This window comes from Bacillus sp. SJS (assembly GCF_000732485.2).
Classification (GTDB): Bacteria; Bacillota; Bacilli; order Bacillales; family Bacillaceae; genus Metabacillus_B; species Metabacillus_B sediminis.
On the sequence record NZ_JAQV02000031.1, the window covers coordinates 246,273 to 270,450 of the forward strand.

At 42.3% G+C, this 24,178-nt stretch carries 29 protein-coding genes; all 29 read right to left on the reverse strand.

From position 1 onward, the window contains the following. Window position 1 precedes the first annotated feature (1 nt). The 29 genes from AS29_RS18745 to hslU all read right to left on the reverse strand — a co-directional run bounded on the left by AS29_RS18745 (window position 2) and on the right by hslU (window position 24,162). Window positions 2-1,096 (reverse strand): protein-glutamate methylesterase/protein-glutamine glutaminase, encoded by a 1,095-nt coding sequence (locus tag AS29_RS18745; protein ID WP_156505984.1) that lies wholly within the window; start codon window positions 1,094-1,096, stop codon window positions 2-4. Next, window positions 1,089-1,979, reverse strand: coding sequence for a MinD/ParA family protein (locus tag AS29_RS18750; protein WP_035411884.1), 891 nt, complete (start codon window positions 1,977-1,979; stop codon window positions 1,089-1,091). The genes AS29_RS18745 and AS29_RS18750 overlap by 8 nt, the downstream gene beginning before the upstream one ends. Next, the gene (gene flhF / locus AS29_RS18755) at window positions 1,963-3,075 is read right to left on the reverse strand and encodes a flagellar biosynthesis protein FlhF (RefSeq protein ID WP_035411887.1); all 1,113 of its coding nucleotides are present in this window, start codon (window positions 3,073-3,075) and stop codon (window positions 1,963-1,965) included. Before flhF ends, AS29_RS18750 begins: the two co-directional genes overlap by 17 nt. After that, window positions 3,072-5,111, reverse strand: coding sequence for a flagellar biosynthesis protein FlhA (flhA, locus tag AS29_RS18760; RefSeq protein WP_035411890.1), 2,040 nt, complete (start codon window positions 5,109-5,111; stop codon window positions 3,072-3,074). Before flhA ends, flhF begins: the two co-directional genes overlap by 4 nt. A gap of 28 nt (window positions 5,112-5,139) precedes the next feature. Beyond that, window positions 5,140-6,219, reverse strand: a complete 1,080-nt coding sequence (flhB, locus tag AS29_RS18765) for a flagellar biosynthesis protein FlhB (protein ID WP_035411894.1) — start codon at window positions 6,217-6,219, stop codon at window positions 5,140-5,142. Continuing rightward, complete coding sequence (gene fliR, locus AS29_RS18770) at window positions 6,203-6,994, reverse strand: flagellar biosynthetic protein FliR (RefSeq protein WP_035411897.1); 792 nt, start codon at window positions 6,992-6,994, stop codon at window positions 6,203-6,205. The genes flhB and fliR overlap by 17 nt, the downstream gene beginning before the upstream one ends. 1 nt (window position 6,995) lies before the next feature. Beyond that, window positions 6,996-7,265, reverse strand: a complete 270-nt coding sequence (fliQ, locus tag AS29_RS18775) for a flagellar biosynthesis protein FliQ (RefSeq protein WP_035411900.1) — start codon at window positions 7,263-7,265, stop codon at window positions 6,996-6,998. Window positions 7,266-7,277: 12 nt separating this feature from the next. Beyond that, the gene (fliP, locus tag AS29_RS18780) at window positions 7,278-7,943 is read right to left on the reverse strand and encodes a flagellar type III secretion system pore protein FliP (RefSeq protein WP_035411902.1); all 666 of its coding nucleotides are present in this window, start codon (window positions 7,941-7,943) and stop codon (window positions 7,278-7,280) included. Beyond that, window positions 7,936-8,595 carry a flagellar biosynthetic protein FliO gene (locus tag AS29_RS18785; RefSeq protein ID WP_156505985.1) on the reverse strand — a complete coding sequence of 220 codons (660 nt, stop codon included), beginning with the start codon at window positions 8,593-8,595 and terminating at the stop codon, window positions 7,936-7,938. Before AS29_RS18785 ends, fliP begins: the two co-directional genes overlap by 8 nt. A gap of 22 nt (window positions 8,596-8,617) precedes the next feature. Next, a complete protein-coding gene (locus tag AS29_RS18790; RefSeq protein WP_035411905.1) occupies window positions 8,618-8,980 on the reverse strand; it encodes a response regulator in 363 nt (120 codons plus the stop codon). Between the two features lie 15 nt (window positions 8,981-8,995). After that, window positions 8,996-10,135 (reverse strand): flagellar motor switch phosphatase FliY, encoded by a 1,140-nt coding sequence (fliY, locus tag AS29_RS18795; RefSeq protein ID WP_035411907.1) that lies wholly within the window; start codon window positions 10,133-10,135, stop codon window positions 8,996-8,998. After that, window positions 10,125-11,123: a flagellar motor switch protein FliM gene (gene fliM, locus AS29_RS18800; RefSeq protein WP_035411910.1), complete on the reverse strand. Its 999-nt coding sequence runs from the start codon at window positions 11,121-11,123 to the stop codon at window positions 10,125-10,127. The genes fliY and fliM overlap by 11 nt, the downstream gene beginning before the upstream one ends. A gap of 27 nt (window positions 11,124-11,150) precedes the next feature. After that, a complete protein-coding gene (gene fliL, locus AS29_RS18805; protein ID WP_035411913.1) occupies window positions 11,151-11,576 on the reverse strand; it encodes a flagellar basal body-associated protein FliL in 426 nt (141 codons plus the stop codon). After that, the gene (locus tag AS29_RS18810) at window positions 11,569-11,790 is read right to left on the reverse strand and encodes a flagellar FlbD family protein (protein WP_035412093.1); all 222 of its coding nucleotides are present in this window, start codon (window positions 11,788-11,790) and stop codon (window positions 11,569-11,571) included. The genes fliL and AS29_RS18810 overlap by 8 nt, the downstream gene beginning before the upstream one ends. Before the next feature lie 44 nt (window positions 11,791-11,834). Then, a complete protein-coding gene (flgG, locus tag AS29_RS18815) occupies window positions 11,835-12,635 on the reverse strand; it encodes a flagellar basal body rod protein FlgG (RefSeq protein WP_035411915.1) in 801 nt (266 codons plus the stop codon). Between the two features lie 76 nt (window positions 12,636-12,711). Then, window positions 12,712-13,068: a TIGR02530 family flagellar biosynthesis protein gene (locus tag AS29_RS18820; RefSeq protein ID WP_035411918.1), complete on the reverse strand. Its 357-nt coding sequence runs from the start codon at window positions 13,066-13,068 to the stop codon at window positions 12,712-12,714. Between the two features lie 2 nt (window positions 13,069-13,070). Continuing rightward, the gene (gene flgD, locus AS29_RS18825) at window positions 13,071-13,535 is read right to left on the reverse strand and encodes a flagellar hook assembly protein FlgD (protein ID WP_231889987.1); all 465 of its coding nucleotides are present in this window, start codon (window positions 13,533-13,535) and stop codon (window positions 13,071-13,073) included. A gap of 6 nt (window positions 13,536-13,541) precedes the next feature. Next, the gene (locus AS29_RS18830; RefSeq protein WP_156505986.1) at window positions 13,542-14,795 is read right to left on the reverse strand and encodes a flagellar hook-length control protein FliK; all 1,254 of its coding nucleotides are present in this window, start codon (window positions 14,793-14,795) and stop codon (window positions 13,542-13,544) included. Window positions 14,796-14,798: 3 nt separating this feature from the next. Beyond that, complete coding sequence (locus AS29_RS18835) at window positions 14,799-15,389, reverse strand: MotE family protein (protein WP_035411924.1); 591 nt, start codon at window positions 15,387-15,389, stop codon at window positions 14,799-14,801. 10 nt (window positions 15,390-15,399) lie between these two features. Next, window positions 15,400-15,843, reverse strand: coding sequence for a flagellar export protein FliJ (fliJ, locus tag AS29_RS18840; RefSeq protein WP_035411927.1), 444 nt, complete (start codon window positions 15,841-15,843; stop codon window positions 15,400-15,402). Next, entirely contained in the window at window positions 15,843-17,162 is a 1,320-nt protein-coding gene (gene fliI / locus AS29_RS18845) for a flagellar protein export ATPase FliI (RefSeq protein WP_035411930.1), read from the reverse strand. The genes fliJ and fliI overlap by 1 nt, the downstream gene beginning before the upstream one ends. Further along, window positions 17,159-17,908 (reverse strand): flagellar assembly protein FliH, encoded by a 750-nt coding sequence (gene fliH / locus AS29_RS18850; protein ID WP_051860822.1) that lies wholly within the window; start codon window positions 17,906-17,908, stop codon window positions 17,159-17,161. The genes fliI and fliH overlap by 4 nt, the downstream gene beginning before the upstream one ends. Beyond that, window positions 17,901-18,917, reverse strand: a complete 1,017-nt coding sequence (gene fliG, locus AS29_RS18855) for a flagellar motor switch protein FliG (protein ID WP_035411933.1) — start codon at window positions 18,915-18,917, stop codon at window positions 17,901-17,903. The genes fliH and fliG overlap by 8 nt, the downstream gene beginning before the upstream one ends. Window positions 18,918-18,932: 15 nt before the next feature. Continuing rightward, complete coding sequence (gene fliF, locus AS29_RS18860) at window positions 18,933-20,525, reverse strand: flagellar basal-body MS-ring/collar protein FliF (RefSeq protein ID WP_035411936.1); 1,593 nt, start codon at window positions 20,523-20,525, stop codon at window positions 18,933-18,935. 55 nt (window positions 20,526-20,580) lie between these two features. Next, window positions 20,581-20,880 (reverse strand): flagellar hook-basal body complex protein FliE, encoded by a 300-nt coding sequence (gene fliE, locus AS29_RS18865; RefSeq protein WP_035411938.1) that lies wholly within the window; start codon window positions 20,878-20,880, stop codon window positions 20,581-20,583. An 11-nt stretch (window positions 20,881-20,891) separates the two neighbouring features. After that, window positions 20,892-21,335, reverse strand: coding sequence for a flagellar basal body rod protein FlgC (gene flgC, locus AS29_RS18870; protein WP_035411941.1), 444 nt, complete (start codon window positions 21,333-21,335; stop codon window positions 20,892-20,894). Window positions 21,336-21,338: 3 nt separating this feature from the next. Continuing rightward, a complete protein-coding gene (gene flgB / locus AS29_RS18875) occupies window positions 21,339-21,728 on the reverse strand; it encodes a flagellar basal body rod protein FlgB (RefSeq protein WP_035412100.1) in 390 nt (129 codons plus the stop codon). Between the two features lie 225 nt (window positions 21,729-21,953). Then, window positions 21,954-22,733: a GTP-sensing pleiotropic transcriptional regulator CodY gene (gene codY, locus AS29_RS18880; protein WP_035411944.1), complete on the reverse strand. Its 780-nt coding sequence runs from the start codon at window positions 22,731-22,733 to the stop codon at window positions 21,954-21,956. A 31-nt stretch (window positions 22,734-22,764) separates the two neighbouring features. Continuing rightward, window positions 22,765-24,162 (reverse strand): HslU--HslV peptidase ATPase subunit, encoded by a 1,398-nt coding sequence (hslU, locus tag AS29_RS18885; protein WP_035411947.1) that lies wholly within the window; start codon window positions 24,160-24,162, stop codon window positions 22,765-22,767. Window positions 24,163-24,178 lie beyond the last annotated feature (16 nt).

Sequence of the window (24,178 nt, forward strand, 5' to 3'; positions counted from 1 at the left end):
CTTACGATTGTATATAGTGCATAATTTTTTCCGCTATATGGTCTACATGATCAATCGAATCTATCAATTTAGCACCAATTGCGCTCTTCGGCATTCCGAATACAACTGAAGTCTGTTCCGATTCCGCGATGGAAAGTGTATTTCCTTTTTCTTTTAATGAAGAAAGACCCTTTGTTCCATCGCTGCCCATCCCCGTCATAATGACGGCGATGTTCTTATGATGCTCGATTTCGCTTATTGACTCAAAAAGTACATCCACGGATGGGCGGTGGCCGTTCCGGATCGGTGTTTCCTCCACTTTTACATAAAGGCTTGTCCCCTTTTTAATTACGGTCAAATGGGAGCCTCCGGGAGCTATATACGCCGTTCCATTTTCTGCTTTTTCCCCATCAGCTGCTTCTTTCACTTGAATCTTGCTCATTTTATTCAGCCGGTCTGCAAGAGAAGCTGTAAATCCTTTAGGCATATGCTGGACAATAAAGACCGGTGCATTCAATTCAGAAGGGAGCTCCGGCAGAACCCTTTGGAGCGCTCTTGGTCCTCCAGTAGATGTACCAATGCAAATGATTTGATCATAATGTCGAAATTTGCTGTCAAAACTAGGATTTTTATCCCTTACAGTGGATATTTTACTATATTTTTCAAGGTAAAGGGGGGGATTTTGATTTTTTTTAGGGTCTAACGGCACAAATATTTTTGCATTCTTGGATTGAAGTACTTTTTCCCTCAGCTCGTCTCTGATTTTATGCAAATCCAGTGAGATTGAACCCGATGGCTTGGCAACAAAATCTACGGCACCGGTCTCTAATGCCCGGATTGTCGACTCAGCGCCTGACTGAGTCGTGGATGAGAGCATAATCACGGGTCTTGGAAATTTCTCCATGATTTCTTTTAATGCAGCCATACCGTCCATAACAGGCATTTCTACGTCCATTGTTACGACATCCGGTGAAAGCTTCTCGACCAGATTTAAAGCCTCCCTCCCGTTTTTTGCCGTTCCAATGACTTCAATGCCCTGAAAACCGTGCAGAAAATCTGAAATCATTTTTCTCATAAATGCCGAATCGTCAACAATTAATACCTTCATGTTATCCACCTTTTCCTGCCGTGCTGCTAAAAAGCGTTTTTAAGCGATCCATGAATAAGCTTGGCCGGCTTGTATTTTCAATGAAACCCTCATTCACTGCTAAAAATGATGCCGCTGCCTGGCGAATGGACCTCGAGTACTTGGCCTTAGGAAAGGACTGTGTAATAGGATTTCGTTTGATTACCGCTTGCATGACAGCAGGATCATCCGGTAAAATTCCAAGAAGCTTTGGCTCCTTTGAAAGAAATTTACTAAGGACTGACGAAATCCGTCCGTATGCATTTGCCCCCTCTTTTTCCGTCTTCGTTTTATTCATCATAATAGACATTCTTGTCTCAGGGCTGCTTAATAAAATGTGCTTTGCAGCAGAATAAGCATCCATTAAAGATGTTGGCTCAGGAGTTACGATTAAGAATACTTCATCGGCAGCAAGCAGAAATTGCAGACTCTCCTTTGTCATTCCCGCCCCCATGTCAAAGAATATAAAATCATACACTTTCGTGAGCTCATCCAATTCAAGAATAAAAGCATCCAGATGAGTGCCTTTTAGCTCAAAGAATTCATTAAATGCCCTTCCTCCGGGAATATAGTCGAAGCCGGAGGGGCTTTTTTCAATAATTTCATTAAAAGAAAGGTTTTTCTTCCAAAAATCCAAAATAGAATGCTCGGGACTTTCACCTAGAAGAATATCTACATTTCCCATTCCAATATCTAAATCAAACAGTAAAACCTTTTGCTCCAATCGAGACAGCTCCAAGCAAAAATTCACGGTAAAGCTGGATTTGCCTGTACCGCCTTTTCCGCTTGCAATCCCAATTGTTTTAGCACGGTTCGGCGTATCTTCTTTGGCTTTGGCTATCATTTGTCTGAGTCTCTCAGCCTGATCGTTCATGCTTGCCCCCCAGAATCATATCAACTAGTAAAGTTTCTTTAGCCGGTAATAGGTCATCAGGAACATTCTGGCCGGCCGTTATGCAGGCAATGCCCTTGTTTGATAATTTTGCAGCTTCATATAATGCCCCGAATGTATCTGTTTCATCAAGCTTTGTAAAAATCAGCTTATTTATTTGGAGGGGTTCAAATTGCTCGATAATATCCCGCATGTCTTTTTTCTTTGATGTTGCTGATAGCGTTAAAAAGATGTCCATATCCTGATCCATACCAATTAACGAGTGTAAATCTTGAATGTATTGGCCGTTCTTATAGTTTCTGCCGGCAGTATCAACAAAAACATGATCAATTTGTTCGAATTTCTTTTTTGCCTCTTCAAAATCTTCCCGGTTATAGCAAACCTCGATTTGGATATCCAGAATTTTCGCATAGGTTTTCAGCTGGTCGATCGCTGAAATACGATACGTATCTGTCGTAATAAACGCAACCGATTTCTGTCTGTTAATTAAGCAATCGGCTGCAAGCTTCGCAATGGTCGTCGTTTTACCGACACCTGTAGGTCCTGCAATCACGATAAACCGGCTTTGATACTCCATTCCATTAAAAGGCAAATCTCTCAGTCCATTGATCAGAATTTGACCCGCCTCTTTGCGGCATGCCTCTTCATTTTGATGATCCTTTGACTGGAACCAAAATGTTAGAAGCTCCTGGACTGTGTCATCCAGAATCTCAGAGCCGATTTCCTGCTCCTCCAATTCCTTGTAAATAACTTCAATGGGTTCAGGAAGTTTTAATGAGGAGCCTCCTGATGCAATTTTGCGGTACTCCAGCTTACCATCCCGAAGGTCTTTGCCGAGCAGCTGATCTTTCTCCCCCGGTAAAGGGGCAGCATTTTCTTTTTGAACCGGCTTTGTCTGCTCCTCTGTATCAGGATCTGCAGCAGCGAACACTTCAATTTGCTTTTTTGTAAATAAGCCAAGGAACCCGCCTTTTTCTACCGCTTTTGAATGGAGAATAACCGCATCCTGCCCGAGATCTTCCTTCACTCTTTTCATGGCTTCCTGCATCGTATCTGCTGTATATTTTTTTACTTTCATGCTACATTCACCACTCCTACGCTCTGGACTTCAACGTTCGATTCGAGTTCATTATAGGAAAGAACCGGTACAGCCGGAAAATACCGTTCCAGTAATTGCTTTACATACATTCTTACAGCCGGTGAACAAAGCAGCACAGGTGAGTTACCCTGTAAAGATAGCGATTCAATCTCTTTAGCTACCGACTCGATGATCGCCTGGGAAACTGAAGGGTCAAGAGATAGATAGTTTCCGTGTTCCGTTTGCTGAACACCCTCAGCGACCAGCTTTTCAACTCTTCCGGAAAGCGTCACGACTTTCAGCACTTGGCCATCTCCTGAAAATGCCTGAGTAATCTGTTTTGCCAGGGCCTGTCTGGCATACTCTGTTAAAATATCGCTGTCAGACGTCATTTTCCCATAGTCAGCCAGCGTTTCAAATATAACCGGCAAATTGCGAATGGACACATTCTCTTTCAAAAGATTGGATAATACTTTCTGAATATCACCAATTGATAGCGGGGAAGGCGTCACTTCGTCTACCAGTATTGGGTACGCTTCTTTTAAATGGTCAATAAGCTGCTTTGTTTCCTGCCGTCCCAGTAGCTCAGATGCATGTTTTTTTATGGTTTCTGTTATATGAGTGGAAACAACTGACGGCGGGTCCACTACTGTGTATCCATAAAGCTCTGCCTGATCTTTCATCGCTTCAGAGATCCATTTAGCAGGAAGGCCGAACGAAGGCTCAATCGTATCAATTCCTTCGATCGCATCTTCATCCGCTCCTGGTGCCATCGCAAGATAATGCTCAAGCAGCAAATCTCCCCTGGCTGCTTCGCTACCTTTAATTTTCAGCCTGTATTCATTTGGCTGGAGCTGGATGTTGTCTCTTATTCTCACAACTGGAATGACAATGCCCAGTTCGATGGCAAGCTGTCTTCTGATCATCACGATCCTGTCGAGCAAATCCCCTCCCTGCGAGCTATCTGCAAGCGGGATTAGTCCATAGCCGAACTCAAATTCTATCGGATCCATACTAAGAAGCTGTACGATGCTTTCCGGGCTTTTCATCTCTTCCGGATCAGGCTGCATCTCAAGCTCTGATTCAGGTACTTCTTTTAGCTTTTTCTGACTCTGCTGCATAACATAGGCTCCGAAGGCGAGCGCTCCCCCGATCGGCGCAGTAACCAAAAGGCCGATTGGAGTAAAGAGGCCGAGCATCATCATCGAACCTGCTGCCACATACATCATTTGCGGGTAGGCAAATAGCTGTTTGCTGATGTCTCCGCCAAGATTTCCTTCCGAAGCTGCTCTAGTAACAACAATTCCTGTAGCAGTGGAAATCAGCAGTGCTGGAATTTGGCTGACAATTCCATCCCCTACAGATAGCATCGTAAAATGGCTTGCTGCCTCTGCAAAAGGCATTCCCTGCTGGACGACACCAACAATCATACCGAAGATTAAGTTAATGATGACAATGATGATTCCCGCGATCGCATCTCCTTTTACGAACTTGCTCGCACCATCCATTGCTCCGTAAAAATCCGCTTCATTCCCTACTTTTTCTCTGCGGACTCTTGCTTCCTGCTCCGATATCATTCCTGCATTTAAATCAGCGTCAATACTCATTTGCTTACCAGGCATGGCATCAAGCGTAAACCGTGCTGCAACCTCGGAAACCCGCTCAGAGCCCTTTGTAATAACAACGAATTGGATAATCACCAAAATAATAAACACAACAAACCCTACAAGAACGTTTCCCCCGACTACAAATGTTCCGAAGGTCTCGACTACTTTTCCGCCTTCTCCATTTGAAAGAATGGCTCTCGTCGTGGAAACATTAAGCCCGAGTCTAAATAGAGTTAAGAGCAAAAGCAAAGAAGGAAATATGGAAAACTCAAGCGGTTCTCTCATATTCATGGTTGTTAGGAGCACCAGCAGTGCCAGAGAGATATTGCAAATAATCAGAAGGCTCAACAGCCATGTTGGAAACGGGATGATCAGCATGGCGACAATGAGCACAACGCTAAAAAGTACGGATAAATCTCTTGTTGACATGTTCCTTCCTCGCTTTCAATCTCACGAATTACATTTTATTTTTAAGCCTGTAAATATAGGCCAGTATTTCTGCTATGGTTTTGAAAAATTCCTCAGGAACCGCTTGTCCGATTTCAACCTGTGCATAAAGAGCTCTTGCCAGCGGCTTGTTTTCAATGGCTACTATATTGTGGCTTTTGGCAATTTCTTTAATTTTCTGTGCAACGAGATCCGCTCCTTTCGCTACAACAAAGGGGGCATCCATTTTTGATTCGTCATACTTCAGCGCAATCGCAAAATGTGTTGGATTCGTAATAATTACATCAGCGTCAGGAACGTCCTGCATCATTCTCCGCATGGCCATCTCTCTTTGTTTTTGCTTAATTTTTGATTTAATGAGCGGGTCGCCTTCGGATTTTTTGTATTCATCTTTTATATCCTGTTTCGACATCCGGATATTTTTCTCAAAATCGTATTTTTGATATAAATAGTCTAATAACGAAAGGAATAAAAGGGCTCCCCCTGCTGCCAGACCCATCTGTACGGTTAAGCTGCCAAGGAACTGCAGTGATTGTTCCACTGTCAGGTATGGCAATCGCAATATGTCACCCAGCCTAAGCCATATTACTGCCGCAGTAACCCCGCCTGTAAACAGGATCTTCAGGATTGATTTAAGAAATTCTACTAGTGCCCGGATTGAGTATATCCGTTTGAATCCTTTAAGCGGATCTATTTTTTCCAGTTTTGGCTGAATGCTTTCGGTTGAAAAAAGAAAGCCAACCTGTATATAGTTGCTGATTATACCTGCAGCAAGGGCGGCTCCCATAACCGGAGCGAGCAAAATGGCCGCTTCCATTGTGACGGACCCAAGCAGATTTTGAACACTTTCCTCTGTTACTTCGAGCATCATATAGTCATTAATGCTGCCGCGAACAAAACCTATGAGACGATCTCTGTAAAAAGCTCCGGCTACCATCAAGGTGAAAAATACGGCGAGCAAATTCACGGCCATATTTACATCGGCACTTTTGGCAACCTGTCCCTTTTTCCTTGAGTCCTGTCTTTTTTTCGGAGTGGCTTTCTCAGTTTTCTCACCTGAAAAAAACTGTATATCAAGTTTTATTAGCATTTTCCACTCCCCCAAGAAGCCTGACCAAATCTCTCATGGTTTCTGCCATCGTCTCAAAAAGTCCTTCCATCGTAAAAAACAAGGCCCCCATCACAATAATCAGTAAAATAAATGCACTCAGCATTTTCACAGGAAGCCCGACAACAAATATATTCATCTGCGGCACTGTCTTTGCTACAATCCCGAGTGCAATATCAATGATAAATAATGAACCGACGATCGGAAGTGACATTTGGAAAGCAATTAAAAACATCAGAGAAAAAGATTTGATGATGAATTCAGGAATGGCTTCGCTGTTTAAAGAAAAAGATACTGTTTCCGGCGGGATATATTGAAAACTGTAGTAAACCCCGTCCAAAAGCATATGATGAGCATTCAGGCTAAGCATGAACAGTAAAGCAAGTGTATTCAGAAGCTGTGCGATTAAAGGGCTCTGCGTTCCTGTTTGCGGATCGATAATATTGGCAATGGCAAATCCAATCTGAAAATCCATAAAACTGCCGGCAATCGTGATTCCAGAGAATATAAGGTATGCTATAAAACCAATCATCAATCCTGTAAAGACTTCTTTCAAAAGCAGCTGAAAATAAAACCCGTTGATTTCAAGCTCCTGCGGCTTCAATGTTTCATACATGATCAGTGCCAGAAAAAATGAAAAACCTGCTTTATGAAATGCCGGAATTGTCCGATATGAAAAGAGAGGCAGTGTAATCATAAAAGCAGACATTCTGGCAAATAATAATAGAAAAAAAGGATAATGGCTTATAAGTGACATATTAGCCTACAAACCGATCCAGATTGCCAAAAATACTGGATGCATAGGATACCAGTGTTGTGAGCATCCATGGTCCAAAAAAAATCAGTCCGACCATCACAGCTACTATTTTTGGAATAAATGCAAGAGTCTGTTCCTGAATTTGAGTAGTTGCCTGAAAAATACTGACCGCAAGACCAATAACCAATGCGACAAGCAGCAGCGGCCCGCAAATCAGCAGGGTAGTATAAACCGCTTTTTCAGCAATGGAAATGACCATCTCCGAACTCATTGATATTCCTCCTTAAAAACTTTGAAGCAGTGACTTAATCACCAAATACCAGCCATCAACGAGTACAAAGAGCAAAATCTTAAATGGCAGTGAAATCATAACGGGAGGAAGCATCATCATCCCCATCGACATTAGAATACTTGCTACGACCATGTCAATGACAAGGAATGGGATGAAGATCATAAAACCGATTTGAAAGGCTGTTTTAATTTCACTAATGGCATAGGCCGGAACCAGCGCAGTTATGGGGATGTCATCGACTGTTTTAGGTTTTTCGATGTTTGCATAATTTAAGAACAATTCCAGGTCTTTTTGTCTTGTATGTTTGCTCATGAATTCCTTAAATGGTTTTTCCGCTTTCACATACGCTTCTTCCAGCGTGATTTTCTCTTCCAATAATGGCGTGAGCGCCTGCTCGTTAGCCTCAGATAAAACAGGTCCCATAATAAAAAAAGTTAAAAACAGGGAAAGTCCAATCAGTACTTGATTTGGAGGCATTTGCTGCGTTGCAAGGGAAGTTCTGACAAAAGACAGGACAATGACAATCCTTGTAAAGCACGTAAACAGGATTAAGATGCTTGGTGCCAGAGATAACACGGTCAGCAATAGCAGCAGCTGAACGGAGGTGCTTACACTTTCGGCTTCCCCTGAACCCAATATCCCCATAAGCTCATTCATTTCTTCCAGTCCCTTTCCTGATCCACTCTTGTTCCTTTTGCTTTCTTTCTGATCCAAGTTCTTCAAGCTGCTTTTGAAGAGCTTGCTTAAAGGATGAACGATTCTTTTCTTCAGATTTAACTCCGATCGATTGAACTGCCTTTGATACGATCGTTTTTGCTCCCTGCAAATCGACACCTTTATCTTCATACTGACGAATAATCCGTTCCACTTCTTCTTCGTTTTCAATCACTTTAAGAAGCTGAATGGAATCCCCTACACCAACTAGAAGAATCTCTTCACCCGCTTTTACAAGCTGAATCGATCGGTTTTGACCTAAAGATGTTCCTCCCAGTGTCTGAAGATAATTCACTGGTTTCATCAGCTTGTTTCTTGATGAAATCAGCCTGAAAAGAATATAGATAAGACCGACTACGAAAAGAGTTGCAAAAATCATTTTTATGAAGTCCCACGCGGTAACCCCAGGCTTGTTTTCCACCTGGGGAGCAGGGACAGATTTCTCACTCTTTTTCTCCGAATCAGTCGTTTTATCCTTTTGCTGAAGATAATCCTGGACCGTGCCGTCTTTTTCGGCTGCCGCAGATATATGGTGTTGAAAAGGAGAAAAAACTGAGATTAGAAAAATAAGAGCGGCTGCTGTAATTTTCATCATTTTTTGCACGCTGCACACCGGCTTAGCTAAGTGATTTTTGAATAGCTTCAATTACGCGATCCGCTTGAAAGGGTTTAACGATAAAATCCTTCGCTCCAGCTTGAATGGCGTCGATTACCATAGCCTGCTGCCCCATTGCGGAACACATAATTACTTTGGCATTCGGATTTAATTTTTTAATTTCTTTCAAGGCTGTGATGCCGTCCATTTCAGGCATGGTGATATCCATCGTAACTAAATCAGGCTGATGTTCTTTATATTTTTCAACTGCCTGTGCACCATCCGCTGCTTCTCCTACTACATCAAATCCATTTTTAGAAAGAATATCCTTAATCATCATTCTCATAAATGCTGCATCGTCTACGATTAAAATTCTCTTTGCCATGTTTGCCACTCCCGTTTACTTAAGTTTATTTAGTCTGTCTTGCTGGCTGATAATATCTGTTACTCGAACTCCGAAGTTCTCGTCGATGACAACAACTTCGCCTTTTGCTACGATTTTACGGTTAATTAGTATGTCTACTGGCTCACCTGCAAGTTTATCAAGCTCAATAATGGAGCCTGAAGACAGCTCGAGGATTTCTTTAATGGACCGCTTAGTACGGCCAAGCTCTACGGTCACTTGCAGAGGTATATCCATCAGCAGGTCCAGATTTCTGCGATCACCGCTTAAAGATTGCATCGGCTCAAAGCTTGCAAATTCTGCCGGCTTCACATCATACTCAGGCTTAGGCGGATTGTAGGCAGGCTCAGGCTGCTTCGCATATTCCTGATAAGCGGCTCCGTTTGCGGCCTGATGTACAGGCTCTTTTTCAGGAGCAGGCGTCTGGACTTTCGGTTCAGCGGGTGCTGCCGGTGCCGGAGGATTCATCAATTCAAAAATAAGATCTTTTGCAAATTGCAGAGGAAGAACCTGCATTATGCTTGAGTCAATCAAGTTGCCCACCTTTAGCCGGAAAGACACCTTAATAATTAATTCTGAATCAGGAATGGCATCCGTTCCCTCTCCTGCGTTGATGTTCAATAGTTCAAGTTTAGGCGGACTGATATCTACTTTTTTGTTAAAAATGGTAGACATGCTTGTTGCAGCCGAACCCATCATTTGATTCATTGCTTCCTGAACGGCACTGATATGAATATCGCCTAGTGAGGGATCTGGATTAATTCCATCTCCTCCAATCATCAGGTCTGCAATAATCGCCGCATCATTTTGTTCAATTACAAGCAGATTACTGCCAGAGAATCCTTCCGTGTAAGTGACTTCGATGGCCACATAAGGCTGAGGAAACTCATGAGCAAGCTTGTTTTTTTCAATAATTGATACTTCTGGTGTGGTGATATCCACTTTTTGATTCAGTAAAGTGGATAAAGCGGTAGCAGAGCTCCCAAATGATATATTTCCAATTTCGCCGAGCGCATCAGCTTCCATTTCATCCAGATAATCTCCAACCTCTTTACCTTTAGCCGGTTCTTCTTCTAATCCAGTACCTTTAAGCAATGCATCGATTTCATCTTGTGATAGCATTTCATTACTCCCCATCTTCGTCACCCCCAAAATAGTGGTCAAGAATCTGCACAGCTAATTTGCGGTTTAATTTTCCAGGCTGTCCTGTATATTTTGGTTTGTCTCCTATTTTAATCAGGAGCGGCTGATCAATGGATTGATCCATTTGAATGATGTCTCCGGATTGCAGCTCCATAAATTCGTGAATGGTAATTTCAGAGGAACCTAATTCAGCTGAAACCGTAATATCTGTCAATTCAATCCGCTTTTGAAGAGCTTCTGTTTCCGCAGGGTTCCGTTCTTTCCTGTCTGACTGCATCCAGTAGTGAACGGATAGCTTTGGAATAATTGGCTCAAGAACGACATGCGGGATGCATAAATTAATCATTCCGCTGGTGTCTCCTACTTGGGCTGTCAGAGAGATGACAATAACCGTTTCATTTGGAGAAACCATTTGAATAAATTGCGGATTCACTTCAAATTCCTGCATCTCCGGCTCAATACTTGTAATTGAACTCCATGCCTCCCTGTAATTATCAAGGGATTTTTCGAAAAGATTGGACATAATTCTTGTTTCAATCTCTGTCAATGTATCAATCTTATTAAAACCAGATCCAATTCCGCCCATTACTCGATCCATCATTGCATAGGCGATGTTCGGGTTGACTTCCATGACAATCCGGCCTTCAAGAGGCTGAACTTGAAAAATATTCAAAATCGTCATCTTAGGCATCGAACGCACGAACTCTTCATATGGAACCTGATCAACGGATGCCACAGTAATCTGGATGTACGTTCTCAGCTGTGCAGAGAAATACGTAGTAAGAAGCCGGGCAAAGTTTTCATGGATCCGGGTAAGGCTTCTGATCTGATCTTTGGAAAAGCGCAGAGCTCTTTTAAAATCATACGTTTTGATTTTTTTCTCCGCTTCTTCTCTTTTAAGCTCTTCTGCATCCATTTCTCCTGTAGTAATGGCTGATAGAAGTGCATCAATTTCATTTTGCGATAATATTTCACCGGACATGACGTTACCTCCTTAAACAAATATTCATCATTGCAGGATGAAGGAGGTAGTGTAGACCTTCTCAACTTTTCCTTCTTGCATCAGATTGTTAATGCTTCCCATGATCGTTTTCTTTAACGATTCCTTGCCATTCTTTCCTGCAAGCTGTTTAGCGTTCATATTGCTTAATTCCGAGATGATGACATCCTTTACCTGAAACTCTCTTTTTTCAAGCTCTTCCTTTGCTTTCTTTGAATCTGTTTCTAACTTTAGGGAGATCCGGACGATATTCCCGCTTGCAAGATTTGTCGTAAGCTCAGGAACTTCAACAGAAGCCTCCACTATTTCATCAATGGTTGGCGCTCCTGATGTGTCTTTCTCAAAAAAATTAGTCATTACCGCTAATGCCGCAACTCCAATCAGCGTAATAGAGGTAATAATGATAAACATAATGGATAATAGCTTTTTATTCATTTTCCTGCTCCTTTAGCTTGTTCGTCATGGCTAAAAGGCCAATTTCCCGATAAAAATTTGTCATCCGCTCAATCACTTCTTCTTCTTTTTCTTTCACAATGAATTTTCTGCCGTTGGTTAAGGTAATAGCTGTATCAGGGAATGACTCTACTAACTCAATCTGTAAAGCATTTAAGTAAAATGGCTGTCCGGTTAAACGGGTCACTTTAATCATTAAGTTCAGGAACAGCTTAAAGAAGCTGTTCCCTGCCCCCATTCTTATCGTTTTAGATTCATAAGCTCCTGGAGAATTTCATCTGATGTCGTAATGATTTTCGTATTAGATTGAAATCCTCTTTGGGCAACAATCATTTCAGTGAATTCTTCTGAGAGATCTACGTTTGACATTTCAAGAGATCCAGCTTGTACTAAGCCGATTCCTGATTGACCAGGAGCAGCTACAACAGCTGTGCCTGAATTGGTAGTGGCGATATAAAGGTTGGAACCTGATTTTTCCAGACCTCCAACATTCGGGAATTTTGCTAACTCAATCGTTCCAGCAGTTTGTATGGCACCAGTTGAATCAACATATGAAACATTTCCATCTTGTCCAACACTCATGCTTTTGGCAGTAGTAGGAATCGTAATTTTTCCACCGCCCGTACTTTTTAGATATAACCCTTCGGACGTAACAATATCGCCCTTATTGTCTAAATAAAAGTTACCTGCTCTCGTATATAAAGGTGCACCGAATTTCCCAGTTTCAGCAACCTGAAAAAATCCATCCCCGGAAATAGCCAAATCTAAATTCCTTCCCGTCGTCTGCAGGCTTCCACCTGTGTGAATGGTATCGATTGAAGCAAGCTGTGAACCAAGTCCTACCTGACTTGGGTTTGTCCCTCCCATTGTTCCTGCTGGTGCACTCGCCCCAGTGATCGACTGGCTGTAAAGATCCTGAAATATCGTTCTGCCCTTCTTAAAACCGTAAGTATTCACATTTGAAATGTTATTCCCAATAACATCAAGCTTTGTCTGAAAGTTTTTCATTCCGCTTATTCCTGAATATAAAGATCTTAGCATTTTCAATTCCCCCATTTTTTTGTGGATGACTGCTTCAATCAGTCGGCAGCCAGGCTTCCCTTGACGGGTCCAGCCGTTAATCCAATAAGATTGTTCCGTTAATATTCGTAAAAATCTGAGACGCTGCTTCTTTTCGATTCATGGCAGTAATCAGCGTGGAATTTTTCACACTGATGATGAAGGCTCCTTCATTTGATAGAAAAAGCGCATCCTGAATACCCTTTTGCTTTGCTTCGGAAAGCCTGTCCTCCATCAAATTCCATTTTTCATCTGAGATGACAATGTTTCGCTCATCTAATCGTGCTCTAGCATGCTTGCTAATGGTCAGTTTTTCTTGAAAAAGAGTTTGAAAACTTGTGTCGTTTTGCTTTTTTTGAATGGGTCTGTATAGAGACAGCGGAAGGTGTTTGAGTTTTTCAATTCCATTTTCCATCCTTACTCGCTGCCTTTATCAGACACCTTAACGATTTCATCTTTATAAATGATCGTTCCATCCATCAGTTCGAGTGTCACTTCATTGTTTTTCTGACTGATTGCTTTAACAGTTTGTTTGCCTTCTTTAACAGCTGTATTTCCGTCATTGTCTGTTTCCTTGTATGAATAGGTAATTTCTTTTCCAATCAGTGTGCTGTACTGAAGTATGGAACTTCCTGACTGAGAGGTGATGAAATCCTGCATTGTTTTATTCATGTTGGTCATCTGTTCCAGGGATGAAAAGGAGGCCATTTGAGAGATAAATTCCTTGTCTTCCATTGGATTTAAAGGATCCTGGTTTTGAAGCTGACTCATCAGAATTTTCAGGAAATCATCCTTGCCAAGTACATCTGATGGTTTTCTTTCTTCCTTTTTGATACTTGAAAGCATAGAGGATGAATCAATTTTCGTTTCCAATTTTGTCACCTGCCATTATTCATTGTTTAATTCTTCTTTCAGGGAGTCCTCAAAAGATCGTTCGAGAGAATCGTCTTTAGGATTTTCACGATTTGAGTGCCCGCTGTGTCTGCCGCGTTCCCCTTGATCCTGAGGAAGATCTCTGCTTGGAGAAGTAAAGGATTGCAGCACTTCAATTTTTTCCATTTGTATATGCTGAGCTGTGAGGCCTTGTTTGAGTTGATGAAGATGGCTTTCAATCACTTCTTTGACCATTAAGCTTCCAGCGGTGAATTTAGCCATCCATTTCCCGTCGGACTGCATAATTTCAATTCGCAGTTCGCCTAAATGCTCAGGGTACAATTTAAGAAAAAGCTTCTCGGAACCATTTACAGCAATAAATTTACTTCTTGTAAGAAGCTGCTGAATCTGCTGAATCATATCTTCCTGATTAACCCTGTTTCCAGTAGGATCAGTTTTTATAAATAGCAAGAGCTGCTCGGGCTTGGCTAAAGGTGATTGAGTGGTGAAATTTGCGGTTTCATTGGATAAAGGATTGATTTTTTCAATTGTTGAAGATAAATGAGCGCCTGTTTCTGCTCCAGATGATAAGTGAACGCTTTTTCCTGATGCAGCAGATAATGGATAGGCTTTATTAATAGTTGAAGAAACGATATCAGCTGCAGAAGCCGCCGATTGCTGATGGACAGATCCTGTTTTTTTCAAAGCGCTCTGCATGAAAGCAGCAGCTGTATCAGGACCCGTTTTTTTCTCAGCAAGGCTTGTGAGCAAAGCTTTAAGCCCTGCCGGCAGCTGTCCTTCTTTTTCAAGTGAAGTCAAAACTTCAATTAGATGTCCTGCCTTGACTGGAGTCAGCCATTCGCTTAAATGGTGCTGTTTGTGATTGGCCCCGTTCTGCTGCAGCTCTGCATTGACTTTCAGGTTGCTATTCATAGCCGGAGCATTTTCCTGCGTTAAAAAAGCAAAGAGTTCTGAAGCAATGTTTTCCAGCTCATCGATCTTGTCTTCTTCCAGACTTCCTTCTTTCAATAAAGTATGAATCTGTTTCTGAAGCCCTTCCAAAAGAAGCAAAAGGGTTTCTTTTGTGATCGGAGCAATCGTTTGTTTATCAGCAGAATCGGGCAGCTGACTGCTCTCTGTTATTGCCCCTTCCATATTGGGAGGAGGAAATGCTCCGATTAACATTTGCTGAAATGAAAGACCGTTCAATGGATTGCTTCCGTTCATTTGAGCTGCAGGAGCAGCCATTTGGTTAATGGAACGAATCAACAATTATTCACCTCCTTTAGAATCAGCAAGCTTTCCAGTGTATAAAGCGGCGTTCTCTGGGCTCATTTTTTCAAGAATGGATGTTACTTGATCATCTTTTAAGGTATTGAGAATCTTCATCGCATCGTCTTCTCCAAGAAGCGGCAGGATGTTTGCTGCTTTACTGGCTGACATTCCTTCATAAAGTTTTGCAATATCCTTTTGATCTGCTTTCACTGAAGCTTTCTGTTCCAGCTGTGCTTTTAAGTCCTCTACTTCTTTAGAAAGACTTGCAATCTTTTTTTCTTTAAGCAATACGTCATTTTCCATCGCTTTTATTTCCTGTTTATGTGCAGAAATGGAAGCTGCCAGTTCTTTATTATCTTTTTCTGCCTTTTTCAGTTCACCGTTCGCAGGTACAGATTGGGAAGCCTGTCCTTCATTTTTTTGTGAAGTACCTGTTAGGCTCGATATCCATTCTGCGGCTGTTCCCGCTACATTAATTCCTGCAACAGATAGGATGATTGCTGCAAGTGTGACTGTGAAGAATAGAGGGATGAGGATGACGAAAAGAAACCACTGAAATTTACCGTATTCTTTTTTATTATTTTCCAACTTCCTTCACCTAGATTTCCCGGTACATGAACGATCGAATCGATAGGTCATCCATGCTCCTTGTATCGTTTTGTTTCTCCATTTCTTTATTCATTTCAATATGGCGTTCTTTCATTTTTTCGAACTTTCGGACTTCTGAGTTGCTTTCCATGAGTACTTCCTGCTTTTCCTGCATCTTGTTCCTGCTGACGATCACCAGTTTTTGATAGTGTTCAATCGCACGGTCCAGGTTTGTTACAAATTGCTGATAATGCCGGATTTCCTGCACAGCCATTCCGCTTGTTAATCGTTTCTTTGTGTTTTCTTCAAGAACTTCCTTTTTTTTCATAGAGTCATACAGCTTTTCTGCGGCTGTTTCAAAGTCCTGAACTGAGCGGTTGTATTCCGAAAGCCGCTGCTCTTTTTCGTTCTCCTTTAACTCAAGTATTTTTTGGAAACGAAATGTATATCCCATTAGTTAGTACTCATCTCCATTTTCGTAAATAGTTCATGCACACTTTCGTTAAGAGAAACATTTTCATGAACTTCCTGTTTTAAAAAAGCGAGAATCTCTGGGTACAGCCGAATTGCTTCATCAATTTCTGCTGATGAACCTCTTTTGTAGGCACCAATATTTATCAAATCCTCTGAATTCAGGTAAGTAGAAAGATATTCCCGAAGTTTACTTGCTGCATGTCTATGTTCGGATGGCACGAGCTGATTCATCACCCTGCTAATGCTTTTCAGGACATTAATCGCTGGAAACTGGCCCTTATTTGCAAGAGCCCGGTCAAGCACAAAGTGTCCGTCCAAGATTCCCCTGACCGTATCAGCAATAGGTTCATTCATGTCGTCCCCATCAACAAGCACGGTATAGAAAGCTGTAATCGATCCATTTTCATTTGTTCCTGTTCGTTCTAAAAGCTTTGGCAAGATAGCGAAAACAGAAGGTGTATACCCTTTAGTCGTAGGCGGCTCTCCGATAGCCAGTCCAATTTCACGCTGTGCCATCGCCACCCTTGTAACAGAATCCATCATAAGCATTACGTCTCTTCCTGTATCGCGGAAGTACTCAGCAATAGCTGTAGCTGTATAGGCAGCCTTCATCCTCATTAAAGCCGGCTGATCCGATGTCGCTACGACGACAATGGATCGCTTTAAGCCCTCAGGTCCCAGGTCACGTTCAATAAATTCCCGTACTTCCCGCCCGCGCTCCCCAACGAGTGCGATAACGTTTAAATCTGCTTTCGTATTTCGAGCAATCATTCCCATCAGGGTGCTTTTTCCAACCCCGCTCCCCGCAAAGATCCCTACCCGCTGGCCCTTGCCTACCGTTAAAAGTGAGTCAATAACTTTAACCCCCACCTCCATCGGCTCATGGATCGGCGGTCTTTTCATTGGATTGGGAGGTGATTGGTCGGACGCCACATAAGAAAGGCCTTTTGGAAGTGAGGCATCGTCCAGAGGCTTCCCGAGAGCATCCAGTACAGATCCGATCAGCGGAATCCCCGCCATTACACGAAGAGGTTCTTTTGTTGCCTCTACAATACTGCCCGGCGAAATATCTGATACGGGTGAGAATGGCATCAGCAAAACATTCTCATCTTTGAAACCAACTACTTCAGCCGGAATTCTTTTCGTCTTTCCCGCCCCTGTATGGATGTAGCATAAGTCCCCAATCGAACTTGCAGGACCTCTGGACTCAATCATTAAGCCGACCACTCTTTTAACCTTGCCGAATCGTTTATATGAATCAAGCATTTCCACAACGTTTAGCAGATCAGCCGCTTTCATGAAGTCTCCGCCTCTCCCAGTCTTTCCAGAAGCTGCTTTTCAAGCTGTTTAAGCTGAGTATCCACAGAAGCATCAATTCTGCCGAAGGACGTTTCTACGAAACAATCAAAAGGTGATAACCCGTCATCCATGTACAAAAACAATTCCTGCTCATTTGTGAGAAGCTGTTTTAACTCACCTTTCTGGGAGCGTACATATTCATATCGTTCCGGGTGTACAAAAATTTTGATTTCATCATAATCCTTTACTTCCTTTAGAAGCTGCTTCACGATATCAATCATTTGATCAGGCTGTTCATTTAAGTAGGTTCCGATGATTTTTTCCGCCATCTTCACAGCCAGTGCAACAATTGTTTCTTCTGCTGATTCTACTTTTTCCAGGTAATCTGCACGGGACAGCTCAACCAGTTGGTTTGCCTGATTTATAGCTTGGGAAACTTGTTGGTATCCATCTTCTCTGCCGTAAGCAAGACCTTCCTGGTAGCCTGACTGCCTTGCCTCTTCTTCTAAAGCCATTTTTTCATGTTCCCAATTTTGTTTTGCCATTTCAATTGATTGGAGCAGAGATTCTTCTTCAGCACGTGCATCCCTGATGATTTGCTCGCTTAATCTTTTCGCACGTTTGATTTGTTCAGATTCTTCTATCTCTTCCTGAAGTAAATGGGGATTCTCCATTTTCATAATTGGAACAATGGCAGCAGAGTCTGTCTGCTGGCTTGAGAATCGGGACTTGATAAGCTTAGACAATGATATCGTCTCCTCCGCCTCGGGCAACTACGATTTCACCATTCTCTTCCAGTCTGCGGATTACCCCAACAATTCTTGATTGAGATTCTTCAACATCTCTCAAACGGACAGGCCCCATATATTCCATCTCTTCCCTGAACGTTTCAGCCATTCTCGCAGACATGTTCTTAAAGACAATTTCTCTGACTTCTTCACTCGCCACTTTAAGTGACAGCTTAAGATCTTCATTATCAACATCACGTATTACACGCTGTATAGCGCGATTATCAAGTGTAACGATGTCTTCAAATACAAACATTCGTTTCTTTATTTCTTCCGCAAGTTCAGGATCCTGAATTTCAAGAGCATCCAGAATGGTTCTTTCCGTGCTTCGATCTACTCCATTCAGTACCTCAACCACCGCTTCGACTCCGCCTGTCTGGGTGTAGTCCTGGGTAAAGGCTGAAGACAATTTCTTCTCCAGTATTTGTTCCACCTCATAAATGATCTCAGGAGAAGTCCGATCCATTACAGCAATCCTCCTTGCTATGTCTGCCTGAACCTCTTGAGGAAGTTCGGAAAGAATTTGCCCTGCCTGAACCGGGTCCAGATAGGACAAAATCAATGAGATGGTTTGAGGGTGTTCATTTTGGATAAAATTAAGAATTTGAGTCGGTTCTGCTTTTCTTGCAAAGTCAAATGGCTTAACTTGAAGAGTGGAAGTTAGCCTGCTGATAATTGATGTTGCTCTCTCTTCACCAAGCGCCCGCTCCAGCACTTCCTTCGCATAGGCAATCCCACCTGAAGATATAAAGTCCTGAGCCATTGCAATTTCATGGAATTCTTCTAAAATATCTTCTTTCTTAATGGAATCAACGGTCCTTACTCCTGAGATTTCAAGAGTCAGCCGTTCAATTTCTTCCTCCGATAAATGTTTGTAAACAGAAGCAGACACATCCGGTCCAAGTGAGATTAAGAGAATGGCCGCTTTTTGTTTTCCTGATAGTTTTGTTTGATCCCGCCTTGCCACGTATCACATTCCTCCTTACTCTTCAGAGAGCCAGGTTCTGAGGAGCTTCGCAAAGTCTTCCGGCTTCTCTTTTGCCAGCTTTTCAAGCTGCTTTCTTCTTACCGTTGCTTCTGATTCCGATTCTTCGTTCACATCAGGTACATTAATTGGAATCGTAACCAGTTCTTCTTCATACTCGTACTCATCTTCTTTTCTTCTTTTTCGGAAGAGAAGGAAAATAAGCAATAGTATGACAGCCAGGAGCGCACCTCCGGCAATATATACCCACATAGGAATGGCGGGTGATGATGCATTATCAAGTGCTTGCATCTTTCCTGCGAATGGCTGAACAGATACAACAATCTTGCTTTCGATATCCTGATCTGAAATTGGATTCGCATTTGCATCTTTATTAATAGAAGTACGGACGATTGTAGACAGCATCTGCCTTATATCATCTACTCTTTCCTGTGGTATGGATCCGGGATTTTTAGGATTGGGAGGTTCAACCATTACCTGAATCCCCAAATCTCTTATTTTATATGGGCTTTCAACAATCTGTTTTTTTATTCTGTTAACCTCATTGTTGATCCGTTCTTCAGTCCGCTCGTAATTTCCATTACCGTTTTGAGCAGATTGTTCATAATTCGGAACGTCCCCTTCATTTGTTCCTGCTGTACCTCCGGCTGCCTGCGCACCGTCTCCGGTATAGGCTTCTGAAATACGCTCTGCGCTAACCTGGATTCCAGCCATATTCTCTTTATCCACAGGCTCGACTAAATTCTCTTCCCGGTTTTCCTGGGTAAAGTCAAGATCTGTTGTTACAGAAACAACTACTTTATCTTGACCGATCATCGTTCCAAGCATTTTCTGCACCTGCTGCTGCAAATCCCGCTCGATCCCCATCTTGATATCATGCTGGCTGGCATAATTGCTTACGGTTGGATCATTTTCCTTATTTTGGTCGAAATAGTTAAAATTATCGTCCATTATGACGATATTATCAGCAGGGAGATTCGGTACACTTTTAGATACGAGATGATAAAGAGCGTCCACTCTTGTCTGATCCAATTTATTCCCGGGCTTCATCGTCACTACTATGGAAGCAGAGGCTTGTTCTGCTTCCTCACCGACAAAGACAGTTTCCTGGGGGAGATTGATCATGACACTCGCATCCTTCACTCCCTCAATCCCTTTAATGAGGTTTGCAAGCTCTGTTTGGGTTGCCTTCAGTTTCAATACATCGAATTCATTGTCTGTCATCCCGAACCCGACATTTTGTCCAAAGAACGAATAGTCGATCGTACCGCTCTCCGGAAGTCCTTCGGCAGCAAGATCCACTTTCAAGCTGTTTACCATTTCAGCCGGTACGAGAATCGTCGTTCCGCTGTCTGCAATTTCAGATTGAACCCCTCTTCCGTCAAGTGTTTCTTTAATCTGCCCGGATTCTTCAAGTGTTAGTTCTTTATATAAAGGCACCAGATTCGGCCTGGATAAAAAGAAGGCCAGAACGGAAATCAGGATAACTGCTGCGAGGAAACTCCCAATCACCATTCCTTTTTGACCTTTTGATTTCCCCCTCCAGAACAGGAGGATTTTTTCACCTATTTCTTTAAGCTTTTGATTCATTCTTTCCGTTCCCCCGGTTCTGATGACGACTCAATGGCAGGCAGTGAAAGTCATCTTACATTTGCATGCGCATTACTTCCTGATAGGCTTCAATCGCTTTATTTCTCATTTCAATTGCTGATAATAAGGTTACACTTGCCTTTTCAGCGGCTATCATTACATCCTGCAATTCAACATTTTGTCCTTTTGCCAGTGCCCCAGTCATTTTATCCGACTCAAGCTGTGCACGGTTTACTTCATTCATAGCATTTTTCAGCATGTCTCCGAATTGGCCTGCCTGTGTTTGAGCCGGTGCCGCTGCCTTTGCCGCACCGTCCAAATTTTGAAGGGATATAGGAGTAATACCATTGATCATGAATTTTCACCTTACTTTCCAATTTCTAATGCCTTTAAAAGCATGTTTTTAGAGGCATTGAACACGGTTACGTTTGCCTCGTAAGAACGAGTACTGCTGATTAAATCCGTCATTTCTTTAAGCGGATCAACATTCGGCATCTTAACATAACCTTGCGCATCTGCATCCGGGTGCCCGGGATCATAAACTAATTTAAATGGTGATGAGTCATCACTGATTTTTGTAACCTGCACTCCGCTTCCGGCCTGGCCGGTTCCCGCTCTGGACAGCATAGAGGAAAAGCTGTCCTTCTCTTTTATTTCAACCATTTTCCGTTGGTAAGGCTGCCATTCCCCATCAACAAATTTTCCTCTTGTAGTCTCTGCATTCGCAATGTTTGAGGAAACAACATCCATTCTTAATCGCTGCGCAGTTAAAGCTGAGGCAGAGGTATTCAAGCTGTTAAAAATGGTCATCGATTATCTCCCTCCCGTCAAAACTGTCTGAAGCGATTTGAACTTCCCGTTTAATCTGTCAACAAGAGCGTTGTACTGAATTTGGTTTTTCGCAAGATCGGACATTTCCTGATCAATGTCCACACTATTGCCGTTCGAATGATAGGAGCTGTTTTTATTTTTAACTACAGCTCCTATTGTGGAGGCATTTGTAAATTCCAGGTGTCTTTGATCTGTCCTGGTTGCTTTTATAGAAGCCATCTCACTGTTTAAAACATTTTGAAAAGATACCTTTTTGGCTTTATATCCAGGGGTATCTGCATTGGCAATATTATTTGAAATCACTTTTTGCTGTATATTGGACGTTTTCAAGGCATTCTCAAGAGAAGTAATGGTATTTGAAAAGAGCAAAATTAAAACCCCCACAATAGTTCTAAGTCATTCGTATCTTATTCATGTCGAATTATGTTAAATCCATACTGTTATTGTAAATTTATATAGGCTCAAAGTCTATGAACTTCTTGTAAATTTTCGTCCTCATATTGTTCTATTTTTTGAACAGGACTTTAAACCTACATTTTGTAATTAAATTGAACTACAAAAATAAAAAGGCACCCGGAGAACGGGTGCCTTTTTACATCAATTTGATTTCAATCGCTCTAATTCAATGAGGAATTTGTCGTTAAGTACTTTAATGTATGTTCCTTTCATACCAAGGGAACGTGATTCGATTACTCCAGCACTTTCAAGCTTGCGAAGCGCATTTACGATTACAGATCGGGTAATTCCTACGCGGTCAGCAATTTTACTCGCTACCAGCAGTCCTTCATTTCCATTTAATTCCTCGAAAATGTGCTCGATTGCTTCAAGCTCACTGTATGATAGGGAGCTAATCGCCATTTGAACAACTGCCTTGCTTCTTGCTTCTACTTCAATTTCGTCAGCTTTCTCGCGAAGAATTTCCATTCCGACTACTGTTGCGCCATATTCAGCAAGAATCAGATCATCATCTTCAAATTGTGCTTCAAGACGGGCAAGAATCAATGTGCCCAGGCGCTCCCCGCCGCCAATGATTGGAACGATTGTCGTTAAACCATTTTTGAACAGATCACGGTTTTCAACTGGGAATGCCGTATATTCACTGAATACATCCAGATTGGAGGAAGTCTCAGAGACTTTGAATAAGTTTTTTGTGTACTCTTCAGGAAATTGGCGGTCTTCAAGCATTTGTTTCATACGTTCATGTTCAATCTGCTGATTGATGGCAAATCCAAGCAGCTTCCCTCTTCTGCTGACAATAAAGATATTCGCCTCGATTACTTCACTCAAAATTTCGGACATTTCTTTAAAGTTAACAGGCTTTCCTGCAGCTTTCTGCAGCATTGCATTGATCGTTCTCGTTTTCTCTAGTAAAGCCATGATTGGGTTTCCTCCTAAAAATAATCAATCTCTATAAGATAAATTGGCTTAAATCTTTATTGCTTGCGATTTTCCCCAGCTTTTCTTCAACATATTGCGGTGTAATCGTTATTTTGTCCATTGTTACATCCGGAGCTTCGAAGGATAGATCCTCCAGCAGCCGCTCGAGTATGGTATGTAGTCTGCGTGCACCAATATTATCTGTGTCCTGATTCACTTGAAAAGCAACCTCGGCAATCTTACGAATAGCTTCGTCTGAAAATTCAAGTTTTATACCTTCAGTTTCCAGCAGTGCTGTATATTGTTTTAAAAGTGCGTTATCCGGCTCAACAAGAATCCGGACAAAATCCTCTGTACTTAACTTTGAAAGCTCCACGCGGATTGGAAATCTCCCTTGCAGCTCCGGAATTAAGTCAGATGGCTTAGCCATATGAAAAGCACCTGCAGCGATAAATAGAACATGATCTGTTTTGACCGATCCATATTTCGTTACAACGGTTGATCCTTCAACAATTGGAAGGATATCGCGCTGTACGCCCTCTCTTGAAACATCAGCTGAGCCTCCGCCGCTGTTTTTCTTGGCAATTTTATCGATTTCATCAATAAATATGATTCCGGATTGTTCCGCACGGGTTACTGCCTCCTGTGTAGCTTCATCCATATCAATCAGCTTCTGTGCCTCTTCATTTTGAAGAACCTTTCGAGCTTCTTTTACAGTCAGCTTACGCTTTTTCGTTTTCTTAGGCATAAAACTGCTGAAGGCATCCTGCATGTTCATGCCCATCTGTTCCATACCCGACCCCTGAAGCATATCAAACATGGATGGCTGCTGTTCCTCAACGTCCACGGTTACATACTGATCCTCAAGTTCTCCGAGCTCCAGCTGATGAGCGATTTTTTTCCTTCTTTCATTCAAATTCGAATCGTCATCATTGGATGAAGGATGGTCCTGTTCTTGCGTTCCGCCAAAAAGCATTTCAAAAGGATTTTTAGTGGACTGATTTTTTCTGGATGAAGGAACGAGCAGCTCGACAAGCCTCCTGTTGGCATTTTCTGCGGCCGTACCCTTCACTTCGCTCATCTTTTCTTCTTTCACGATGCGAATAGAGCTCTCCATCAAATCTCTGACCATCGATTCGACATCACGGCCTACATAACCGACTTCGGTAAATTTTGTCGCTTCTATTTTGATGAAAGGCGCTCCGACAAGTTTGGCAATCCGTCTTGCAATTTCGGTTTTCCCGACTCCCGTAGGCCCAATCATCAAAATATTCTTCGGCACCACTTCATCCTTAAGTGATTCATCAAGAAGACTTCTGCGGTAACGGTTTCTTAATGCAACCGCTACAGCACGTTTCGCATCGTTTTGACCGACAATATACTGATCCAGACGCTCAACAATCTGACGGGGGGTTAATTGGTTTTTCATGGGTACCAATCCTTTC